Origin of the sequence: Acinetobacter guerrae, assembly GCF_009372255.1 — a bacterium.
In the GTDB taxonomy this organism is placed as follows: domain Bacteria; phylum Pseudomonadota; class Gammaproteobacteria; order Pseudomonadales; family Moraxellaceae; genus Acinetobacter; species Acinetobacter guerrae.
In genome coordinates this window covers 204,949-222,869 of the sequence record NZ_LXGN01000034.1, presented here as the reverse complement: position 1 = coordinate 222,869, position 17,921 = coordinate 204,949, and the positions used below count along the sequence as shown (strand labels likewise).

17 protein-coding genes are annotated in these 17,921 nt (G+C 39.7%); 14 read left to right on the top strand and 3 right to left on the bottom strand.

Translation table 11 applies throughout. The features are described 5' to 3' along the window. Positions 1-81: 81 nt before the first annotated feature. On the bottom strand, positions 82-1,014 hold the full coding sequence (locus A7A69_RS10815) for an RluA family pseudouridine synthase (RefSeq protein ID WP_206669010.1): 933 nt from the start codon (positions 1,012-1,014) through the stop codon (positions 82-84). A gap of 126 nt (positions 1,015-1,140) precedes the next feature. Here A7A69_RS10815 and tsaE point away from each other — a divergent pair, with 126 nt between their 5' ends. From tsaE to hfq, 4 genes are all read left to right on the top strand, one after another. Then, the gene (gene tsaE / locus A7A69_RS10810; RefSeq protein WP_152877497.1) at positions 1,141-1,614 is read left to right on the top strand and encodes a tRNA (adenosine(37)-N6)-threonylcarbamoyltransferase complex ATPase subunit type 1 TsaE; all 474 of its coding nucleotides are present in this window, start codon (positions 1,141-1,143) and stop codon (positions 1,612-1,614) included. After that, positions 1,611-3,551 carry a DNA mismatch repair endonuclease MutL gene (gene mutL / locus A7A69_RS10805; RefSeq protein ID WP_152877488.1) on the top strand — a complete coding sequence of 647 codons (1,941 nt, stop codon included), beginning with the start codon at positions 1,611-1,613 and terminating at the stop codon, positions 3,549-3,551. The genes tsaE and mutL overlap by 4 nt, the downstream gene beginning before the upstream one ends. Before the next feature lie 6 nt (positions 3,552-3,557). Then, the gene (miaA, locus tag A7A69_RS10800) at positions 3,558-4,502 is read left to right on the top strand and encodes a tRNA (adenosine(37)-N6)-dimethylallyltransferase MiaA (protein WP_152877486.1); all 945 of its coding nucleotides are present in this window, start codon (positions 3,558-3,560) and stop codon (positions 4,500-4,502) included. 93 nt (positions 4,503-4,595) lie between these two features. After that, positions 4,596-5,126, top strand: coding sequence for an RNA chaperone Hfq (hfq, locus tag A7A69_RS10795; RefSeq protein ID WP_120368950.1), 531 nt, complete (start codon positions 4,596-4,598; stop codon positions 5,124-5,126). A 128-nt stretch (positions 5,127-5,254) separates the two neighbouring features. Here the strand turns inward: hfq and A7A69_RS10790 are convergent, their stop codons facing one another. Continuing rightward, the gene (locus A7A69_RS10790) at positions 5,255-6,595 is read right to left on the bottom strand and encodes a peptidylprolyl isomerase (protein ID WP_120368951.1); all 1,341 of its coding nucleotides are present in this window, start codon (positions 6,593-6,595) and stop codon (positions 5,255-5,257) included. Then, the gene (locus tag A7A69_RS10785; RefSeq protein WP_152877484.1) at positions 6,595-9,054 is read right to left on the bottom strand and encodes an LPS-assembly protein LptD; all 2,460 of its coding nucleotides are present in this window, start codon (positions 9,052-9,054) and stop codon (positions 6,595-6,597) included. Before A7A69_RS10785 ends, A7A69_RS10790 begins: the two co-directional genes overlap by 1 nt. Before the next feature lie 119 nt (positions 9,055-9,173). Between A7A69_RS10785 and A7A69_RS10780 the strand changes: the two genes are divergently transcribed. From A7A69_RS10780 to kdsB, 10 genes are all read left to right on the top strand, one after another. Continuing rightward, a complete protein-coding gene (locus A7A69_RS10780) occupies positions 9,174-10,187 on the top strand; it encodes an aminoglycoside phosphotransferase family protein (RefSeq protein ID WP_120368953.1) in 1,014 nt (337 codons plus the stop codon). Next, positions 10,187-10,870, top strand: coding sequence for an N-acetylmuramate alpha-1-phosphate uridylyltransferase MurU (gene murU / locus A7A69_RS10775; RefSeq protein ID WP_152877482.1), 684 nt, complete (start codon positions 10,187-10,189; stop codon positions 10,868-10,870). The genes A7A69_RS10780 and murU overlap by 1 nt, the downstream gene beginning before the upstream one ends. A 91-nt stretch (positions 10,871-10,961) precedes the next feature. Next, positions 10,962-11,600: a 16S rRNA (guanine(527)-N(7))-methyltransferase RsmG gene (gene rsmG / locus A7A69_RS10770; protein WP_152877481.1), complete on the top strand. Its 639-nt coding sequence runs from the start codon at positions 10,962-10,964 to the stop codon at positions 11,598-11,600. Positions 11,601-11,612: 12 nt separating this feature from the next. Further along, positions 11,613-12,395 carry a ParA family protein gene (locus A7A69_RS10765; RefSeq protein WP_120368956.1) on the top strand — a complete coding sequence of 261 codons (783 nt, stop codon included), beginning with the start codon at positions 11,613-11,615 and terminating at the stop codon, positions 12,393-12,395. Further along, entirely contained in the window at positions 12,392-13,279 is an 888-nt protein-coding gene (locus A7A69_RS10760) for a ParB/RepB/Spo0J family partition protein (RefSeq protein WP_152877479.1), read from the top strand. The genes A7A69_RS10765 and A7A69_RS10760 overlap by 4 nt, the downstream gene beginning before the upstream one ends. A gap of 46 nt (positions 13,280-13,325) precedes the next feature. Continuing rightward, positions 13,326-13,964 carry a MotA/TolQ/ExbB proton channel family protein gene (locus tag A7A69_RS10755; RefSeq protein ID WP_120368958.1) on the top strand — a complete coding sequence of 213 codons (639 nt, stop codon included), beginning with the start codon at positions 13,326-13,328 and terminating at the stop codon, positions 13,962-13,964. Positions 13,965-13,975: 11 nt separating this feature from the next. Next, positions 13,976-14,404 carry an ExbD/TolR family protein gene (locus A7A69_RS10750; protein ID WP_120368959.1) on the top strand — a complete coding sequence of 143 codons (429 nt, stop codon included), beginning with the start codon at positions 13,976-13,978 and terminating at the stop codon, positions 14,402-14,404. Further along, on the top strand, positions 14,401-16,128 hold the full coding sequence (msbA, locus tag A7A69_RS10745) for a lipid A export permease/ATP-binding protein MsbA (protein ID WP_151980268.1): 1,728 nt from the start codon (positions 14,401-14,403) through the stop codon (positions 16,126-16,128). The genes A7A69_RS10750 and msbA overlap by 4 nt, the downstream gene beginning before the upstream one ends. 5 nt (positions 16,129-16,133) lie before the next feature. Then, positions 16,134-17,153 (top strand): tetraacyldisaccharide 4'-kinase, encoded by a 1,020-nt coding sequence (gene lpxK, locus A7A69_RS10740; RefSeq protein WP_152877477.1) that lies wholly within the window; start codon positions 16,134-16,136, stop codon positions 17,151-17,153. Next, a complete protein-coding gene (gene kdsB / locus A7A69_RS10735) occupies positions 17,154-17,915 on the top strand; it encodes a 3-deoxy-manno-octulosonate cytidylyltransferase (protein ID WP_152877475.1) in 762 nt (253 codons plus the stop codon). The last annotated feature ends 6 nt before the right edge of the window (positions 17,916-17,921 follow it).

The window sequence follows — 17,921 nt, the reverse complement described above, 5'->3', positions numbered from 1 at the left end:
AACCGAATGATTTTTTAATTTTAAAAAATTCATTGTAAACCAAGAAATTGTAATTTCAATATTTTGCACATAAAAAATCGTTCATTTGTCATTACTTTGGTATGACAAACTCAAATCAAATGCAGATTCGATACTTATATTTTGATGATTAAGCGGATCTGTAAACTCAATACGCTTGGCTAAAAGTTGTAATGGCGCAGAAAAATCATCCTGTTTTTTTCGCTGAACAGTGGGATAAAAAGGATCATTCTGAATCGGGATACCTAAATAATTTAGATGAACTCGGAGCTGATGCTGTTTACCAGTATGGGGTTTTAACTGATATTTTGCCCATGTTTTATTGTGTTCTAGACATTCAATCAAAGTTTCGCTATTGGGCTCACCGCAAGAATTAATCTGCATAGTATAAAAAGGTTGTCCTTTTTCAATACAGAGATTAAGAGTTTGGGGGAAATATAATTCTGGATTATAAGCCGCAATTGCATGGTAAGTTTTTTGAACTTGTCGTTTTGCAAAAAGCGCTTGATAGGCGTGTCTAACTTCAGCTTTTTTACTAAATAGAACAATTCCTGCTGTTTCTCGATCTAGTCGGTGAATCGGACTTAATTCTTCAATTCCTGTCTGTTTTTTTAGCCGTACCAATAAAGTTTCTTGTACATATTGTCCAGTAGGACTCATGGTCAAAAAATGAGGTTTATCGGCAATCAGTAAATGTTCATTTTCAAATAAAATTTGGTGCTGAAACGGAACATGTGTTTCCTGAGCCAAAAAGCGATAATAGAAAATATGGGTATTGGATTGATATGGGCTATCGATCCTAAGCGTTTTTCCAGTTGCATCATAGACCAGACCATCGTCAAATCGTTGTTGCCATTCTTGTTCAAAAATATGCGGAAAGTGTTTGCAAAGATGTTCAAAGACCGTCTGGATAAGGTGATCTTTATCTGCGGGTAAAAACACCTTACTAGCACTTACACCATTGAGCATGGGCGGCGTAAAATCAATTTTGTTCATGAAATGTGATAAAAATAAAAGTGTATAAAGGCTTGCTTTAAAATAAAACAGATGTCTGCCTAGCGTAGGCTTTTAAAGCATGAAAATGTTATCATATTCCGTTCTTCGATTCTTGTCGTGTGTGCTATGCAATATTCCTTATCCTTACAGTTAAATAGTGAAGATGATACTCAGCAATTTGCACAATATTTAGCAAAACATGTGCAATCTGGTGTGATTTATTTGATGGGTGATCTAGGGGCGGGTAAAACCACTTTTACGCGCTATCTTTTGCAACATATGGGACATCAAGGTGCAGTCAAAAGTCCAACTTATACCTTGGTTGAACCTTATAAAATACATCAAAAAGAAGTTTTCCATTTCGATCTGTATCGTTTAAATGATCCTTATGAATTAGAACTGATGGGCATTCGTGATTATCTGGAAGTGCCTAATGCCTTATTTCTTTTTGAATGGCCCTCTAAAGGTGGTGATGAAATTCCTCAGGCAGATATTGTGATCAATATTGAAAAATCAGAGGATGATCTTCAGCGGCTTGTAACATTGTCTTTAAATGATGAACATATTTACCTTGCTTTAAAGGAACAACTGCAATCATGAGTGATGCAATCAGCTTGCGCCGTATTCATGCTTTAAATCCAGCTTTAGCCAATCAGATTGCTGCGGGAGAAGTGATTGAACGTCCCTCATCAGTCGTGAAAGAGCTTCTGGAAAATTCGATTGATGCTGGTGCAACAACGCTGATCATTCGTGTCGCGCAAGGTGGGGCAACACTCATTGAAATCATTGATAATGGCGATGGCATTCACCCAGATGATTTGCCACTTGCAGTCATGCGCCATGCCACCAGTAAAATCCAGACTGCTGAAGATTTGCATGCGATTGTGAGTTTGGGGTTTCGTGGAGAAGCGTTGGCTTCGATTGCCGCAGTTTCCCGGTTAACTGTAGTCAGTAGTCAAAATGAAGATGGTATTGGCTATCAGGTTGAAGTCAATGGTACGGCTTTTGAACATCAGCAAGTTCAGGCTGTTGCAGCACAAAAAGGCACACATATTCGAGTTCAGGATTTATTTTTTAACGTACCAGCACGGCGAAAATTTTTAAAAAAACCTGGTACTGAATTTGGACATATTGAAGAAATTGTACGTCGCTTGGCATTAACACATTTTGATATTCGTTTTGTTCTTGAACATAATGATCAAATTCGTCTGAATCTACCAATTGCTGATAGTGGTGCTTTGCGTTTTCAGCGTGTGCAGCAATTATTAGGACAACAATTTACTCATAATGCCTATTGGCTTGATAGTGAAAGCATCAATATGCGCTTGTCAGGTTGGTTGGGGCACCCATCTGATGCAAGGGCACAAGCCGATTTACAATATGTTTATGTAAATGGTCGTATCGTAAAAGATAAAACCATTTCTCATGCGCTGCGTATGGCATATGACGGTATTTTACATGGGCATCAACACGCAGGTTACTTACTCTTTTTAGAAGTCGATCCTGAGCAAATTGACGTTAATGTACATCCAACCAAGCATGAAATCCGTTTTCTTAATCAACGTGAAGTACATGAGTTTGTAAGGCATTATGCCAAAGAAACACTAGCGCAATTTCAAACGGCGACTACAGATTTAGCACAGGCGATGAAAGTCGACCAGCAGATGACCGCTCCAGTGATTCAACCGCGCTATCAGGAACAATTTGCTTTACATAAAAATTTGGATACGTCGCCACTCGTATCAGATCAGTCTGAAACAACATCAGAGCTTTCTACGGAGTTACTGACGGATTTTAATGCGAGCCGTCCGCAGAATGTTCAATATTCACCACAAAGTCACTATAACGGTTCAACGCAACTCAATAACGCGCTTAAAACCTATTTGTCACCACTTCGGGAAAATGCGAATACGAATTATGATGCATCGATCAGTTCTTCATCTATCGATGAGTTCCCTTTAGGTATTGCGATTGCACAGTTACACGGCATTTATATACTCGCACAAAATACAGAAGGACTGATTATTGTTGATATGCATGCGGCGCATGAACGTATATTGCTACAACAGATGAAAAGTGCTTGGGATAAACCAGAATTTTGGACATCTCAGCAGCTTCTAATTCCAAAAATCATTTCGATTAGTCGGATGCAAGCCACTCGTATTGAGGATTTAAAAATTCAATTGGCTCGATTAGGGCTTGAAATTGATCAATATGGCGATGAGCAAGTGATCGTTCGGGGTGTTCCAGCTATTTTACAAAAAGCTGATTTTGAAAAGCTGATTCCAGAATTATTACATGATTTGGATCCAAATGATGAAGCTCAAGCGCTTATGCAAAAGCGTGATCACATTTTGGCAGGCATGGCGTGTCATGGTGCAGTACGTGCGCACAGAATGTTGAGCCTTTCAGAAATGAATGCATTACTACGTCAGATGGAACAAACTGAATTTGCCAGTCAATGTAATCATGGTCGTCCAACATGGCGAGCTTTCCCACTGAGTCAGCTCGATAAACTTTTTGCCCGCGGAGAATAATCTTAAATGTCATCAAACTTGCCTGTAATTAACCTTATGGGGCCGACTGCAAGCGGAAAGACTGCGCTGGCATGTGATTTATATGAGCGTGGAAATTTTGAAATTATTTCAGTAGATTCAGCGCTTATTTATCAAGATATGGATATTGGTACAGCCAAGCCGACTAAAGAAGAACAAGTGTATTTCCCACATCATTTGATTGATATTATTTCACCTTTAGAAGTGTATTCTGCTGCGCAGTTTGTCGAAGATGCAAGTGCGCTAATCGATGAAATTCATGCGCGTGGAAAGACCCCGATTTTAGTCGGGGGAACAATGATGTATTTTAAAGCATTGCTTGAAGGGCTTTCAGATCATTTACCCAATGCAGATGCACAGGTCAGAGCAGAAATACAACAAAAAGCAGATGAGTCTGGTTGGCAAGCTGTTTATGAAGAATTGGTTAAAGTGGATCCATTAGCAGGAGAGAAATTCAAGGTATCGGATAAACAAAGAATCATCCGCGCACTTGAAGTTTTTAAAATTACAGGTAAGCCTATTACTCAGCTACAAGCAGAGCAACCTAAGAATTTACCATATCGCTACACTTTTCATAATTATGCATTGCTACCAGATCGAGTAGAATTACATGTGCGTATCGAACAAAGATTGCGCAAAATGTGGGATATTGGTTTTTTAAATGAAGTCGAATGCTTGATTGAAAAATACGATATTTCTGAGGATTTACCTTCAATGCGATGCGTAGGTTATCGTCAAGCACTCGATTTTCTTAAAAAAAGTGACAAAAATCACAAAAACAAGATGGAGATGGAAGATAAAGCATTGTTTTCAACACGACAACTTGCAAAACGTCAATATACTTGGTTACGTTCTTTGCAAGAAACACACTGTTTTAAAACGTATTTAACGATAAAGCAAGCTCAAGAAGACTTGCGAAACTCTTATGGATAAAGCAAAATTTACATACTGTCTTTTTTATAATTTTTAATTGAAAACTAAAGATGGTTTTTTGCGCTGATTTTTAATTTTTTTTGGAGTTATAACATGTCTAAAGGTCAAACTTTACAAGATCCGTTCTTAAATTCTCTCCGTAAAGAGCGTATTCCTGTTTCTATTTTCCTTGTGAACGGTATCAAGCTACAAGGTCATATTGAATCTTTTGACCAATACGTTGTCCTGTTAAAAAACACAGTAAGCCAAATGGTTTATAAGCACGCAATTTCTACAGTTGTGCCTGCTCGTAATCCACGTCCAGCTGGAGCTCCTGCAACAGGTGGTCAAGGTGGTGGCTTTGGTGGTGGTCAAGGCGGCGGCTTTGGTGGCGGTCAGGGTGGTGGCTTTGGTGGCGGTCAAGGTGGTGGTTTTGGCGGTCAAGGTGGTTTTGGCGGTCAAGGCGGTGGCTTTGGCGGTCAGGGCGGCGGCTTTGGTGGTCAGGGTGGCTTTGGTGGTCAGGGCGGCGGCTTTGGTGGTCAGGGTGGCTTTGGTGGTCAAGGCGGTGGCTTTGGTGGTCAATCATCAGGTTTTGATGGTGAGACAAAATTTGAAGATAATCAAGAAGACGAAAATAATCGTTAATTGATTGTCTAATAGAGAAGCCCTGATGATGATCGGGGCTTTTTTTTATCGTAATAAATGAGCGAGTTCAATTCGGTTGAGCAAAAAAAATAGCTCACACTTGTGAGCTATTTTTATAAAATGATAATTTATGATTTGGCTTTATTTTGCTCTTGTAGTGCTTTTTTATCTAGATTTGGGTCTTTAATTTCGACATAAGCATTAGAGCGTACTTCACGTAACCAGCTATCAACTTCTGTATCAAATTGACGCTCACCTAAAATTTGACGAGCCATACGTTCTTGGTACTCATGTGTCATATCTTGTTTGCGAGTATCTTGTACTTGCAAGATATGCCAACCGAATTGGGTCTGGAAAGGTTCGCTAATCTGACCGACAGGCGTATTCTTCATTTTTTCATCAAACTCAGGAACCATCATTCCTGGTGTTACCCAACCTAGACTACCGCCATCACGAGCAGAACCTGGATCATTGGAAAAGGTTGCTGCTAAAGTTGCAAAATCCTCACCCGCTTTTAGACGGTTGTACAGGCTCGTGATCATTTGTTTGGCATTTTCAGGGCTCACGACTTCAGAAGGTTGAATTAAGATGTGGCGAGTTTTATATTGCTCAACCATCGCTTTCTGGTCGCTTGTTTTACGGTCAAGTAGTTTTAATACATGAATTCCATCACGTACATTAATTAATTCGGTGGTTTGACCTGTTTGTAATGCGCTTACACGCGCTGCTAGTTCTGCAGGAATATCGGCTAAGTCACGATAACCCATATCAGCACCTTCAACCTTGATATCTTTGGTTGAATAAGTCTTGCCAATACTTGCAATATCATCGCTGCTATTTAAAGCGGTTTTAACTTCTTGTGCGACCTGATTGAGTTGCTGAGGATCTGCATTAGCACTAGAAATGCGAGCATGTAAGACGTGTACCTGACTGCCTAGCATTGCTTGCCCTTGAGGCGACTTTAAAAAGTTGGCAACGTCTTGATCGCTAATTTTAATACGTGACATGACTTGTTGCTGACGTAAGCGACTAATCGCTAGATCTTCACCAATACGATCACGTAATGCTGCATAAGTACCTGGTGCCATTGCATCAAGTTTTTGTTGGAAAGCTTCCAGTGATTTACTACCTGACTGGTTGGCAACTTTGAGTACAGCTTCATTCAACGCTTTTTCATCTGGTTTGATGCCATAGCGTTTCACTTGCTCGAGTTGAGCTTCACGTAAAATAAGTTGGTCTAAAACTTGTAACTGTAAATACTGATCTGGTGGAACTTGTTTTTTTTGTGCTTGTAGTTGATGTGCGGCTTCGGCAACACCTTGTTCTAAATCGCTTTTTAAAATGACACTATTGTCCACAATTGCAATTACTTCATCAGAAGGAGTTGCAGCAAAACTTTGCATTGATGAAGAAACAACCGCTGCGAGGGCAGTTGCTTTAAATAGCTGTTTTAAATACTTTGTCTTCATTAACGTTGTGTCCAAGATTGATTAGTTTCTTTAAAGCCTAAAACTCGATTTTCCATAATAGAGGCGAGTTTATTATTTACACCGCCTAAGCCTTTTAGCGTAAGTTCGACCATGACTGCTTTTTTCACATTCACATTCGGATCGTTTGGATTATCAAGGTCATTGTAGTAAGAGCGACCATAGACTGAAACGCCCCAACAGCATGATTCATAATTTACGCCAAGTAAATATTCACGTGCGACACTATTATCAAGGTCGTATTGAACATGGCCCATAATACGCCAGTTGTTATGGATGGGTTGTATAAAGGATGCAACAACCTGATCATAAGTATTTTGGCGATCTGGAATATCTTTACGATAGAAATAGCCTAAGTTATACAGATTTCCTTTGTCGCCTGTGTAGTACATTTGAAAATCGCGTTGTGAATTCGTCCCGTTTGACATCCAAGCTGAGTTCGCACCAATGGTAAAGTGCTGTGAAAGTTGGCTAGATAAACTCACGACAGGGCCAGTATTTTTTTCTGTATCAATTTCATCGTTGTTGACTAAAGTGACCCGTCTATCTTCAAAATAATAGCTTTGTCCAATACTGGCACGCAGACGTTCTAAGCCTGCTGGATCAAACAAACTATAGCTCACACCCAAAGACATGAAATTGTTGTCTTCTAAACGGTCATGTCCATAAAAACGATAGGGGTTGAATAACTGATCATAGTTAATCGAAGCTGTGGTGGTGTCAAAGTTTGGATAATCTGTCTGATTTTTATACGGTGCATAAGCATAAAATGCACGAGGCGTAATGGTTTGCAGATATTTCCCATCTTTTTCAAAGGTTAAACCTGTATCTAGACTAAATTGTGGCACAACCACCGATTTGTTTTTATCGTTTGATGTTGCTCCACCTTCAGGATAAAGGGCATTGATCGTGTTTTCATCATAAAATGTATTAATGCTACGTACTGAAACTTCAGGAATTGCAAAAGCATAGGTGTTTCTAAAGTTATAACGTGCCGCCAATTGGTTATAGATACGTGTACCACTTGGCTGAGTACTATAATTGGTCGTATCACTAATGTCTTTTTTGAAGTAGGCAGTATCGTTATTAAACTCATACTGTAAACCTAAAGGGTTGCCTGTGACATAATTCAAGAAAAACTGCGGGAGACGTGCATAAGGCCGATCGATATCGGATACGGTTTTGTCTAGTGTTTGGAAGTCTTCAACTTTTAATTGAGCTTTTAGACCAGGGATTTGGTCTTTGTAGTTGAGTACCCACGCACGACGTAAGTTCAAGTCTGTTTTTGAATCAGGGCTTGAGTTTAAGTCTGCGGTAAAGTCTTTATCTGAGGCGTAACTATATTCAAGATTGGTTGACCAAAAATCATTGATATCCCAATTATGTAAAAATTTTAAATCTTTACGATCCTGATCATTGTATTTTTTATCATCAGGAAGATATGCACCAGAAATTTTACCTTCACCAAAATTTTCGGTCATATATCTGAACTGACCTTCGAGCATGGTTCCGCGATCTGCATAATAACGTGGGGTTACAGTTGCATCGTAGTTAGGGGCCAGATTTAGATAGACAGGAACAGCAAGCTGGAAACCGCCATCATTTGAGAAACCAAATGTTGGATTTAAAATTCCTGTGGTTCTGCGGTCATCAATTGGAAAGTTGAAATAAGGTACTGCTAATACAGGCACATCTTTTACATAAAGCTTTGTACCTTTAGTTACGCCGCGACCACTGTCCTGATCTAGTTTGATCTCTTTGGCTTTAATCTGCCACGTTGGCTTTTCTTCAGGAGGGCAAGTGGTATAGGTCGCATTCTTCAAAATCATCGTCGTTGGTGACGTACGATTGATCTGCTGTGCATGACCATGCGCATGTTGTTCCTCAGAAATATAGAAACTATTATTTAAATCACCTGTTTGTGTCTTTAAATTGTAATTGATCTTGTCACTCTGAGAAAGCAGACCGCCTTGCGCCAATTGTACGTGACCTTCGGCGTCAGCATAGGTTTGGGTCTGATCAATGGTGACTTTGTCGGCGCGAATCGATCGACCTTCCTGATCAATAACCACATTGCCACTTAATTCAGAATCACCTTTCGGATTGTAATGCCCATAGTCCGCAGTCACTACAGAAGTTGCTTTCGCGGGATCGACAGCCTGAGTGGTTGGACTAATTGGCGTAATCCAAGCTCCTTTACAAAAAGCGGAGCTTAATGATTTTGTATCTCTAATCTGAGCTTCAGGAGCAGATTTATCTACATAATATTGTTCAAAAAACTCCTGACCAGGATAGGCTTTTTGAATGCTTTCCTTAAGCTGTTTGTAATCGATGCTAGAAGCCGCATTATCCGACTCAGCATAACTTGATTGTATGGAGCCGCCACATAAAAATGTCAAAATAGCGGTCGCTAAAGGATTAAATTTAAACTGATGCTTCATTGTTTCATTAACCAAGTATGCTAATTCGCAATTAATTATTGTCGCATCATAGAGAAAAAGTTTATAAGTGGCTACACTTATGACTTCAAAATCTCAGCTAGTTTTAGATTTTATTGCAAATGAATACACAACGTGAACAATTGATACAATCATGGATTGCCTCGGCTTTGAATACTGAAAATTTTCAGGTTCACTTTTTAGCTGGAGATGCGAGTTTTAGACGCTATGCACGCGTCATTATCCAAAATAATACCTATATGTTGATGGATGCGCCACCTGAAAAAGAAGATTGTGGCCCATTTGTGACGATTGACGAATTTTTTGATCAATATGGTGTGCGTGTGCCGCATATTATTGCCAAAGATTTAGAGCAAGGCTTCTTGTTGCTTGAAGACTTTGGTGATGTATTGTTGTCGACTTTATTGAATAATATTACGGTTGATCATTACTATTTACAAAGTTTTAAGCAATTGATTCAGTTGCAGTCGATTCAGGGTCAAGATCATTTTCCAACTTATTCTTATGAAAAGTTAATGACTGAAATGAAGCTTCTGACTGACTGGATGTTACCGTCATTAAATATTGATCCAACTCCAGAACAGCAAAAAATTATCGATCAAACTTTTGACTTATTAGCAAATACAGCGCTTGCGCAACCTCAAGTGATTGTTCATCGAGATTTTCATAGTCGCAATCTGATGAAAATTGAGGGTGAAGAACAACTTGGCGTGATTGATTTTCAGGATGCGGTGATTGGTGCGGATACCTATGATCTCATCTCTATTACTCGAGATGCCTATGTACAGTGGAATGCTGATCGGGTTTATCGTTGGTTCCAGCTTTTTTATGATCTATTGCCAGAAGAATCAAAAGCAAGTCGTAGCTTTGAGCAATTTAAAAAAGAAGCTGACTTTATGGCAATTCAACGTCATATCAAAATTCTGGGTATTTTCGTCCGTTTATTTGAACGAGATGGAAAATCGGGTTATCTCAAAGATTTACCACGTGTCATGTGGTATTTGCTGGAAGAAAGTAAAGCTTATCCAGAACTTGAACCATTTATGCAGTTCATACATCAAACAGTCATGCCTAAGTTTGTTGAAAAATATGGCGTCTATGAGGTGGCAGCTTAATGAAAGCCATGATTTTAGCCGCAGGTCTGGGTAATCGTATGCGTCCATTGACTTTGCATACTCCTAAACCGCTATTGTCAGTTGGTGGAAAACCTCTCATTGTTTGGCATATCGAAAAATTAAAAAGCATCGGTGTGACTGAGATTGTCATCAATACAGCATGGTTGGCCGATAAACTGGTTGACGCTTTGGGCGATGGTGCGCTGTTGGGTGTCAAGATTTTGTGGTCACATGAAGGCGAAGGTTTGGAAACAGCGGGTGGTATTATCAATGCTTTGCCACTTTTGGGCGATGAACCTTTTATTTTGGTTAATGGTGATGTCTGGACAACGATGGACTTTTCACCTCTTTTGAATATTAAATTGGTTGATAACTTAGCGCATCTGGTCTTTGTTCCAAATCCAGCGCAACATCCGCAAGGTGACTTTATTTTGTTAAACCACAAAGCCTATACTTTTGACCAAGGGCAGAATGGAGAAGCTTTAACTTATAGTGGTGTGGCTGTTTTATCACCGAAGTTATTTGAAAATTTGGAGCAAGGTAAGCGACCTTTAGCGCCATTATTGAAACAAGCGATGCTTGATGGTCAAGTCAGTGCTGAAAAAATGCAGGGAGTGTGGGTCGATGTGGGTACGCCTGAACGATTAAATGAGCTAGATCAACAAATTAAAGCATCTTTGTAGATTTAACTGGGTAAACGCTAATCGTTGACCACTATTTTTGAGTATAGAAATAGGTATACTGCAACTAACTTTTTAGAGATGTTCCACGGATATGCATCCTTTTTTCCACGAATTAAAACAGGGTAGTCAGGCACTGGGATTAAACCTGAATGATGAAGCTTTGAATCTGTTGTTGAAATATCAAGATGCATTGGTGCTCTGGAACAAAGCCTATAATCTGACTGCGATACGTGATCCCAAAGAAATGCTAGTGAAGCATTTGCTAGATAGTCTCAGCATTCTTAAAGACTTGCCTGCGGGGCGTTTGCTTGATGTCGGTACGGGTGGTGGTATGCCAGGTATGATCATCGCATTATGCCAACCTGAGCGCTCTTGTGTGTTGTTAGATTCAAATGGTAAAAAGATTCGATTTTTAAAACAGTTTATTGCAGATTTAAAATTAAAAAATGTGATTGCTGTACAGACTCGTGTGGAAAATGAAGAATCAATTGGTGAATTAGGTCAGTTCGATGTGATCACCAGTCGTGCATTTGCTTCTCTAAGTGATTTTGTGGCTGCTGCTCGTCCTTATATGCATCCAAACAGCATTATTGCAGCGATGAAAGGTTTAGTTCCAAACGAAGAAATGCAGCAATTGAAAAATGAATTTTCGTGTCAGGTGATTGAGTTGCAAGTACCACGTCTAGATGAACAACGTCATTTGCTTTTACTTGAACAAAAACAATCTTAAGTTGGGGTAACTATGGCTCAGATTATTGCAATAGCCAATCAAAAAGGTGGCGTGGGGAAAACCACGACAGCCGTAAATCTGGCTGCCTCATTGGCTGTGTTAAAAAAACGTGTACTTCTGGTCGATATGGATTCACAGGGCAATGCCACGATGGGCTCTGGTGTACAAAAAAACGATTTATTGTACTCTATTACCGATGTACTGCTGGGTGAGGTTCCTGTTGAAACTGCAATCACAAAGTCTGAAGTGGGCTATAAGGTACTCGGTTCAAACCGTGAACTTTCGGGGGTAGAGCTCGCAATTGCAGATCAGGATGGACGCGAATTTATTCTAAAAAAAGCACTGGAAAGTGTTCGTGATTCTTTTGATTATATCATCATCGATTGCGCACCTAGTCTGAGTCTGATTACCGTCAATGCACTGGCTGCTGTAGATGGGGTTATGATTCCGATGCAATGTGAATATTATGCATTAGAAGGTCTGGCTGACTTAACTCAGACCATTGATCGTATTCAGCAAGCCCTGAATCCCGATCTGCAAATTATTGGTGTATTACGTACTATGTACGATGCGCGTAATGCGTTAACCCGCGATGTTTCTGCTGAATTAGAACAGTTTTTTGGCAAAAAACTTTACGATACGGTCGTTCCACGAAATGTTCGTCTTGCTGAAGCACCTGCGCATGGTTTACCGATTATTTATTTTGAGAAAAGTTCAAAAGGTGCAGTGGCTTATTTAAATCTAGCTGCCGAAATGTTGAAAAAGAGTAAAGTGAAAAAAGGAAGTAAGGCATGACCACAAAAAAACGAGGATTGGCAAAAGGTCGTGGCTTAGATGCGCTTCTGGGTTCCATTCAAAAAGAAAAGTTACAATTAGAAGCACAGGAAATTGATCACGGACAGTTGAAACAGATTGATGTTAATCTGTTGAAACGTGGTGAATATCAACCGCGCCGTTTTATACAAGAGCAGGATTTAAAAGAACTGGCATCATCGATTGAAAAACATGGTGTGATGCAGCCGATTGTGATTCGTCCAATTGATGATGAACAGTATTCTTATGAAATCATTGCGGGTGAACGTCGTTGGCGTGCAGCACAATTAGCGGGTTTAAAAGAAATTCCTGCGATTGTCCGCGATCTTAATGATCAGGTCGCAATTGCACTGGCTTTAATTGAAAATATTCAACGTCAAGATTTGAACCCGATTGATCAGGCGTTAGCATTACAACGTTTCCATGATGAATTTGGTTTAAGTCATCAGGAAATTGCAGATACAGTGGGTAAGGCGCGTACTACGGTCAGTAATTTATTACGCTTACTCAGTCTGGATGATGCAATCAAAGATTTGATGCAGGAAAGCCAATTGGACATGGGGCATGCCCGTGCGATTTTGGCACTCAAGACAAAAGACCAGATTGCAGTTGCTAAAATTGTGATTGAAAAAAGCCTTTCTGTACGCCAAACAGAACAACTGGTGCGTGAGTGGAATGAGCCAAAACAAGATAAAGCCAAAGCCACAATTTCACCTGATATTGAACAATTGACACAAAAACTTTCTGAGCGATTTGGTGCAAATGTGAAAATCGATCACAATAAACAAGGAAAAGGCAAACTCGTCATTCACTATCACTCACTCGATGAGTTAGATGGTATTTTAAATATTTGCTTAACCGATTAGTCTATGCTGACATTTTAAAATTTTGTAGTGATTGGGGAAGATCGGCATGTGGGAATTGGTTAAAGCGGGGGGCTGGTTGATGCTGCCCCTTATTCTATGTTCTATTTTTACGGTTGCGATTAGTATTGAACGTTTTGTTCGTCTTAAACGCGCAGCAGTTTTACCAAATGTATTGGTAGCCACAAGTTCTCATTCAGTTGATCAGGTTGTTGAGCAATTGCAACAAAATCAACAACTGCAAAAAAGCCCTCTAGGACGAATTTTAAAAGCTGGTCTGGATAATCAAACGATGGGCGAGCAATTTGCTAAAGCTCAAATGGAAGTTACGGCGTCTCAGGAAATTGGATATTTAGAACGTAATATTAATTTTCTGGGAACGATGAGTGCGGTTGCACCTTTACTTGGACTTTTGGGAACTGTAGTCGGGATTATTGAATCGTTTTTAGTCATTGATATTGGATCGAGTGGTAGTCCAACTTTAATGATCCCAGGTATTTCCAAAGCGCTGATTACCACAGCAGTGGGGATGTTGATTGCGATTCCTGCTTTAATCGCATATCGCTACTTTCAGCGGCTTGTGCATGAGTACATCGCAGAGCTAGAACAGCAAGCCACTCTGTTTCATGCGGCACTTTTTTTCAAGTCACAGCATCAAAATGCATTTGAGCAACGTCGTGTAGGCTAGGGCGGGACATTATGAAATTTAAACGCCCGCAAGTCGAAGATATTCATATCAACCTGACACCCATGATTGACTGTTTATTATTTATCTTGGTGTTTTTATTGCTTTCTACGACATTTGCACAAAATAGTCGAATTAATTTAACACTTCCTGATGCACAGGGGGTCCCACCAAAACAATACGATCAAAAAATCGAGGTCATGGTAGACTCTACTGGGCATTATCTTGTCAATGGTCAAGCTATTGCGAGTCAAAATAGTTCTGATTTAAGTAGTGCAATTAAGCAAGCTGCACATGACCGTCGTGATTTGATGTTTGTTATTGCTGCCGATGCTAAAGCGACGCATCAAGATGTAATTCGTGTGATGGATGTAGCAGGTCAGCTTGGCTTTGTTAACATTAACATTAGTACAAAAGTTCCTTCTAGAGGTTTTACTGAGTGAATCAAGATTTTAAGGTTTATCTTCGTCTTCTATCCTATTTAAAACCCTATTGGGGCATCGCATTATTAGTCTTGCTTGGTTTTGGTATTAATGCTGCAACTGAAGTTTCAGTTGCAAAGTTATTAAAATATATCATTGATGCGATTCAGGAAGGGAGTCGGGAAAATCTTGATTGGTTTCCAGTACTGATTGTTTTATTGGTTTTCTTTCGTGGTCTTGGCCTCTTTATGGGGAGTTACTTTACTGCAGTCATTTCGAGAAGTCTGATTTTTAGCATCCGTCAGGATGTCTATGCAAAACTATTGTGCTTACCTTCACAATATTATCTGGATAATTCATCTGGACATATTACTGCCAAGATTATGTATAACGTTGAACAGCTGACAGCTGCATCATCGGAATCTTTAACCACGATTGTTAAAGAAGGTTTTATTACTATTGGTTTGTTGGGTTATCTTTTTTATTCCAACTGGCGTTTAACTTTGTGTATTTTAGTCTTTATGCCTTTAATTGGTCTATTGGTTCGTAAAGCTTCTAAACGGATGCGTAAACTTTCCATCCAAGTGCAAAATACGATGGGTGATGTGAACCATGTGGTCCAAGAAAGTATTAATGGGAATTCTGTCGTTAAGACCTTCAACGGTGAGGCCTCTGAACAACTACGTTTTTATAAGTCTTCTAAGGAAAACTTAAAGCGTGGTTTGAAAATGATAGTTGTGCAGAATATGAATTCACCATTGGTACAACTGGTGATGGCTTTTGCTTTAAGTTTGATTGTTTGGTTAGCGCTTCGTCCACAAATTTTTGGGAATACAACAGCGGGTGAGTTTGTTGCCTATATTACGGCTGCGGGCTTGTTGGCAAAACCAGTCAAAAATTTAACGGATGTGAATGAGAAACTACAGCGTGGTATTGCTGCTGCGTATTCCGTTTTTGAATTGTTGGATCTACCTGAAGAAGAAAATACAGGAACACTGAAACCTGAATTAAAAGGTAATATTTATTTTGATCACGTTGATTTAGTCTATAAATCAGATGTTCATGCGATACAGGATTTCACTTTGAGCATTAAATCAGGTGAAACAATTGCTTTAGTTGGACGCTCAGGGGCAGGAAAAACTTCTTTAGTGAATTTACTTGTGCGTTTTCAGGAAGTTAGCCGTGGTCGTATTTATTTAGATGACATCAAAATTGAAGATATCGACTTGCCGACTTTACGTCGTCAGGTGGCTATGGTCAATCAGCAAGTTGTCCTGTTTAATCGTACTGTACGTGAAAATATTGCGTATGGACAGCTTGAAGGTGCAAAAGAAGAAGATATTATCGCTGCTGCAAAAGCAGCTTATGCACATGATTTTATTATGAACTTACCGCAAGGTTATGACACTGTTCTTGGCGCTCAAGGGTTGAATTTATCAGGTGGTCAACGTCAACGTATCGCGATTGCACGTGCAATTTTAAAAGATGCCCCGATTTTAATTTTGGATGAAGCGACTAGCGCGCTGGACAATGAGTCTGAGCATTTCATTCAAAAAGCTTTTGATCAGGCAATGCAGCAAGATCGTACAACTATTGTGATAGCCCATCGTTTATCAACGATTGAAAATGCAGATCGAATTGTGGTCATGGATAAAGGTCAAATTGTTGAGCAGGGTACACATTTAGAACTGCTTGCCAAACAAGGTGCGTACTACCAATTGCATCAGCGTAATTTTGAGGAATAAGCTGCATGTCTCTTGCCCAGATGATTCAGGATGCGTGGAACAAACAAGCGAAATGGCTAGTTTTGTTGCGCCCTTTGTCTTGTTTATATCGGGTTGGTGCAAGTTTTAATCATCAGTTGTATCAGTCTGGAATTAAATCAGTTTATACGGCTCCCGTACCTGTGATGGTGATTGGAAATATTACGGTGGGAGGGAGTGGTAAAACACCGTTATTGATTCAACTCATCAAATACTTAATGCATCGGCAGCTCAAAGTTGGTGTGATCAGTCGTGGTTATGGAGGTCAGGGGCCGTTTCCTGCATTGGTAACTTTAGACTCAATGCCCGATGAAGTTGGTGATGAACCGTGTTTGATTGTTCAGTCCACGGCTGTACCAATGGTTGTTGGCCCCGATCGCAAAGCCGCCATTGAGTTGCTTTTAAGTCAGCATCAACTCGATCTGATTATCAGTGATGATGGCTTGCAGCATTGGGCACTGGATCGGCAAATTGAATGGATTGTACTGGATTTAAATCGTGGTTTGGGTAATGAAAAATTATTACCCGAAGGTTATTTGCGTGAACCTAAGTCGCGTTTAGAAACGGGAACTGTTATTGAACATGGCTTACAGTCGCATTCGATATTGAATATGCATCTTCAAGCGGGTCAGCCCTATTTATTAAACCCAACAGGCAATACTTCTCGGTTGTTTAATCAATATGATGAGTTTTACGCCGTTGTTGGTATAGGTTTTCCACAGCGTTTTTATAAAACACTTGAATCGATAGGTATTAAGGAATTTCAGTGTCACGAATTTCCTGATCATCATGATTATGAAATTGAAGACTTACAGTTTGATGATCAAAATTCAATTATTACCACCGAAAAAGATGCAGTGAAAATTTTACCTTTACTCAAGCAACATCCCGATTTTTCTACTGAAATTTGGGTGGTACCTGTAGAGGCTGTTCTCTCTGAAGCTTGCTATCAGTTACTTGACACTCAATTACAACAATTGGATATTTCTTTGTCTCAGGAAATTTAAATGAAACATATTGTCATTCCTGCTCGTTTTGCTAGTTCACGTTTACCAGGTAAGCCGCTTTTGGAAATTCATGGTCGTGCCATGATTTTAAGAGTTGTTGATCAGGCAAAAAAAGTAAAGGGTTTTGATGATTTGTGTGTGGCAACTGATGATGAACGTATTGCCAATATTTGTCGTGCAGAAGATATTGATGTGGTGATGACCAGTCAGGAACATCCTTCTGGTACGGATCGTTTAAGTGAAGTTGCACGAATGAAAGGATGGGCGAGTGATGATATTATTGTCAATGTTCAAGGTGATGAACCTTTGCTACCTGCTAAATTAGTACAACAGGTAAGTCAATTATTGGTGGAAAAATCTCATTGCTCCATGTCGACTTTGTGCGAACCAATTCATCTTTTAGAAGAATTTCAACGCAATAGCATTGTTAAAGTGGTCATGTCTAAACATAACGAAGCGCTTTATTTTAGTCGCGCTACAATTCCCTATGATCGTGATTCTGTACAACATAATACCCAACAATTACATGCAAATGCTTACCGTCATTTAGGTTTATATGCTTATCGTGTGAGTCTGTTGCAGGAATATGTAACTTGGGAACAAGGTACATTGGAAAAACTTGAAAGCCTTGAACAATTGCGTGTTCTAGAAAATGGTCATCGAATCGCCATTGCTATTGCCGAAGCCAATCTACCACCAGGGGTAGACACTTTGGCAGATTTAGAGCGATTAAATGCCATGCCTGTTTCAAGCTTTCAATAATTTTGG